We start from the raw sequence: 2,645 nt of genomic DNA on the forward strand, positions 1-2,645 counted from the left end.
CGCGACCCACCCCGGAGACCACGTCGGCGTGCACGAGCAACGCGACGGGCGGCACTACGTCGGCGCCACCCCACTGGTCGGCCGGGTCAACGGGACGCTGCTGCGGCGGCTCGCCGATCTCGTGGAGCGCGTGGGGAGCCGGCGGGTGCGGCTCACACCGCACCAGAAGGTGCTCGTGCTCGACGTCGGCGCGGACCGGCTCGCCGAGCTCACCACGGGCCTCGAGCAGCTCGGCCTCTCGGTGCGGCCGAGCCCCTTCCGGCGTTCGACCATCGCCTGCACGGGCATCGAGTACTGCAAGCTCGCGATCGTCGACACGAAGGGCACCGCGGCCGACACGGTCGCCGAGCTCGAGCGCCGGCTCGCCGGCGTCACCGTGGAGCCGCCGATCAGCCTGCACGTCAACGGCTGCCCCAACTCCTGCGCGCGGATCCAGACGGCCGACATCGGACTCAAGGGCCAGCTGGTCACCTCGCAGGACGGCACCCAGGAGGCGGGCTTCCAGGTGCACCTCGGCGGTGGACTGGCCTCCACGGACCGGGACGAGGCCGGGCTGGGTCGCACCGTGCGCGGCCTCAAGGTCACGGCGGCGCAGCTCCCGGACTACGTGGAGCGGCTGGTCCGCCGGTTCGTGGGGGAGCAGCGCGGTGACGAGACGTTCGCGCAGTGGGCCCACCGGGTCTCCGAGGAGACCCTGCGATGACCGACCTGGGCACGCGGGAGCGGACCGCGCGTCGGCCGGCCACCCAGCTCGAGGAGCTGGCCCGGGCGGGTTCCCGGCTGCTTCGCACCTCGCCCGCGGAGGACGTGGTGGCCTGGGCTGCGGGCCAGTTCGGGGAGTCGCTCGCGGTCGCGAGCAGCATGTCCAACGGTGTGCTCGCACACCTGGTCTCGCGGTTCGTGCCCGGCGTCGACGTACTGTTCCTGGACACCGGCTACCACTTCGTCGAGACCCTCGGCACGAGGGACGTCGCCGAGGCACTGCTGCCGATCACGGTGGTCGACGTGCGGGCCGAGCTCTCCGTGGCCGAGCAGGACGTCGTCCACGGCGCGCGGCTGTATGACCACGACCCCGAGGCATGCTGCCGGATGCGCAAGGTCGAGCCGCTCGCCCGGGAGCTTGCGGGTTACGAGGCGTGGGTCAGCGGCATTCGCCGCGACGAGGCCCCGACCCGGCTGGGCAGCCCGAAGGTGGCCTGGGACGCCCGGCACGGCCTGGTCAAGGTCAACCCGCTCGCGGCGTGGACGTTCGACGACCTCCTCGACTACGCCGACGAGCACGGCGTGCCGATGAACCCCCTGCTGGCAGAGGGCTACCCGTCGATCGGCTGCGCGCCGTGCACCATCCGCGTGGAGCCCGGCGAGGACCCGCGGTCGGGCCGCTGGGCCGGTCTGGCCAAGACCGAGTGCGGGATCCACCGGTGAACGCCGACGACGCACGGGGTGCCCGCCCGACCGGCGGCTGGGTGGCGCTCGTGGGCGGCGGCCCCGGTGACGACGGATTGATCACGGCCCGTGGTGTCGAGCTGCTGCAGCGTGCCGACGTCGTCGTGGTCGACCGGCTCGCGCCCCGTGGCGTGCTGGACGGCCTCGGTGCCGACGTCGAGATCGTCGACGTGGGCAAGACGCCCGGGCACCACCCCTTCTCGCAGGAGGCGATCAACGCGCTGCTGCTCGACCGGGCGTCGGCCGGCAGGGGAGTCGTCCGCCTCAAGGGCGGCGACCCCTACGTGCTCGGCCGTGGCGTCGAGGAGCGTATGGCGTGTGAGCAGGAGGGCGTCCCCGTCGAGGTCGTCCCAGGGATCACCAGTGCCCTGGCCGTTCCCGCCTCCGTCGGCATCCCGGTCACCCATCGCGGCCTGGCGCGGGCCTTCACCGTCGTGACCGGGCACGAGGACGTCCCCGACCTGCCGACGGGGCGTGACCACACGATTCTCGTGCTCATGGGGGTGTCGACCCTGCGGCGCAACGCGGCCCTGATGATGGTTGCCGGCCGCGACCCGGCCTGCCCGGTCGCGGTGGTCGAGGACGCCTTCGGCCCGCGCCACCGGGTCACGACGGGCACGCTGGACTCGATCGCCGACGTGGCGGCGCTCGCCCGGGTGCGCTCGCCCGCCGTCGTGGTGGTGGGGGATGTCGTGACGCTCAGCCCGCACTGGTCCGGGGCCGCCGTGCAAGCGGGCGTCACCTCATGAACACCATTGCTCGGCACAGTCGACACGGACCGGCGGCACGGGAGCTGCTCCTGGTGGCGCACGGCACCCGGGACGCGCAGGGGCAGGAGGTCCTCGAGCGGGTGCGGCAGCGGGTGGGCCACCGGCTGCCCGGCGTCGCCGTCCGGCTGTCCTACATCGACGTGATTCGTCCCCACCTCTCCGACGCGCTGGCGAAGACGCCGGAGTGCGTCGTGGTGCCGATCTTCCTCAGTGCGGGTCACCACGTGCGGGTGGACGTGCCCCGCGCGGTGGCGGCGACCGGCGGCCTGGCCACGGTGACGCCCTGCCTGGGACCGGCCGACGCGGTGCTGCAGGCCGTGGCCGATCGGCTCGCGGCTGCGGGGCCGGTGCCCCGAGCGACGGTGCTCGCGGCGGCCGGCTCGACCGATCCGCGGGCCCGCGACGAGGTGCACCACGCGGCCGACCGCC

The 2,645-nt window shown here is 74.0% G+C and carries 3 protein-coding genes and 1 pseudogene; all 4 read left to right on the top strand.

What is annotated here, in order from left to right:
• Positions 1-703: pseudogene (locus FRW57_RS20180) on the top strand (nitrite/sulfite reductase); the annotation flags it as partial.
• Positions 700-1,425 (top strand): phosphoadenylyl-sulfate reductase, encoded by a 726-nt coding sequence (locus tag FRW57_RS20185; protein ID WP_137120118.1) that lies wholly within the window; start codon positions 700-702, stop codon positions 1,423-1,425. The pseudogene FRW57_RS20180 and the gene FRW57_RS20185, both read left to right, overlap by 4 nt.
• Complete coding sequence (cobA, locus tag FRW57_RS20190; RefSeq protein WP_338055395.1) at positions 1,422-2,195, top strand: uroporphyrinogen-III C-methyltransferase; 774 nt, start codon at positions 1,422-1,424, stop codon at positions 2,193-2,195. Before FRW57_RS20185 ends, cobA begins: the two co-directional genes overlap by 4 nt.
• Positions 2,192-2,645 (top strand): sirohydrochlorin chelatase (locus FRW57_RS20195; RefSeq protein ID WP_203230449.1); only part of this gene is annotated, 454 nt, incomplete at its 3' end. The genes cobA and FRW57_RS20195, both read left to right, overlap by 4 nt.

Origin of the sequence: Segeticoccus rhizosphaerae (genome assembly GCF_009192725.1) — a bacterium.
In the GTDB taxonomy this organism is placed as follows: domain Bacteria; phylum Actinomycetota; class Actinomycetes; order Actinomycetales; family Dermatophilaceae; genus Segeticoccus; species Segeticoccus rhizosphaerae.